The sequence below is a fragment of the Sphingomonas sp. ABOLE genome (genome assembly GCF_003950455.1).
GTDB lineage: Bacteria > Pseudomonadota > Alphaproteobacteria > Sphingomonadales > Sphingomonadaceae > Sphingomonas > Sphingomonas trueperi.
The window spans coordinates 1-1,354 of the sequence record NZ_QQWY01000104.1 but is presented as its reverse complement, the minus strand read 5'-3'; the positions used below and the strand labels follow the sequence as shown (position 1 = coordinate 1,354).

1 protein-coding gene is annotated in these 1,354 nt (G+C 66.1%); it reads left to right on the top strand.

Features of this window, described 5'->3' with window-relative positions; translation table 11 throughout:
- Positions 1-44: 44 nt before the first annotated feature.
- Positions 45-1,354: UDP-glucose/GDP-mannose dehydrogenase family protein (locus CA234_RS24065; protein ID WP_164521935.1), on the top strand; the 1,310-nt coding region annotated here is incomplete at its 3' end.

The following is a 1,354-nucleotide window of genomic DNA, read 5'->3' as shown; positions in this document are numbered from 1 at the left end:
GTGCGGGACCGCTGGAAACAGCACTTTCGGCACAGGGGAAAATCGTGCGCATTGCGATGATCGGCACGGGCTATGTGGGCCTGGTATCTGGAGCCTGCTTCTCGGACTTCGGCCACGAAGTCATCTGCGTGGACAAGGACGCGCGGAAAATCGAACTGCTCCACCAGAATGTGATGCCCATCTACGAGCCGGGCCTCGACGCGCTGGTGGCGAGCAACGTCAAGGCAGGCCGCCTGTCGTTCACGACCGACCTGGCCGAAGGGGTGAAGGATGCCGATGCGGTGTTCATCGCCGTGGGCACGCCCAGCCGCCGCGGCGACGGCCATGCCGATCTCTCCTATGTCTTCGCTGCAGCGCGGGAAATCGCGGAGAACCTGACCAAGCCGAGCGTGATCGTCACCAAGTCGACCGTGCCCGTCGGCACCGGCGACGAAGTCGAGCGGATCATCGCCGAGGTCGCCCCCGACAGCGGCGCCAAGGTCGTCTCAAACCCCGAATTCCTGCGCGAAGGCGCGGCGATCGAGGACTTCAAGCGGCCCGACCGCGTCGTCGTCGGCACCGATGACGAATTCGCCCGCCAGGTGATGCGCGAGATCTATCGCCCGCTCTCGCTCAACCAGTCGGCCCCGGTGCTGTTCACCGGCCGCCGCACGTCCGAGCTGATCAAGTATGCCGCCAACGCCTTCCTCGCGGTGAAGATCACCTTCATCAACGAGATCGCCGATCTTTGCGAGCAGGTCGGCGCCGACGTGCAGGAAGTGTCGCGCGGCATCGGCATGGACAATCGTATCGGCGGCAAGTTCCTCCATGCCGGCCCGGGCTATGGCGGCTCGTGCTTCCCCAAGGACACGCTGGCGCTGATGAAGACCGCCGCCGACAACGAGACGCCGCTGCGCATCGTCGAGGCGACGGTCCAGGTGAACGATGCCCGCAAGCGCGCGATGGGCCGCAAGGTCATCAAGGCGATGGGCGGCGACGTGCGCGGCAAGACCGTCGGCATCCTCGGCCTGACGTTCAAGCCGAATACCGACGACATGCGCGACGCGCCCAGCCTCTCGATCATCGCCGCGTTGCAGGATGCGGGCGCGACGGTGAAGGCCTATGACCCCGAGGGTGTCGAGCAGGCGAGCAAGATGCTGACCGACGTCGAATTCGTCGCCAATCCCTATGCGGCGGCCGAGGGTTCGGACGCGCTGGTGATCGTCACCGAGTGGGACGCGTTCCGCGCGCTCGACCTCACCCGCATCAAGAACAGCCTGAACAGCCCGGTCCTCGTCGACCTGCGCAACATCTATCCGCCCGCGGAGCTCGAGCGCGCCGGCCTGCAGTACACCGGCGTCGGCAAGCCGAGCCG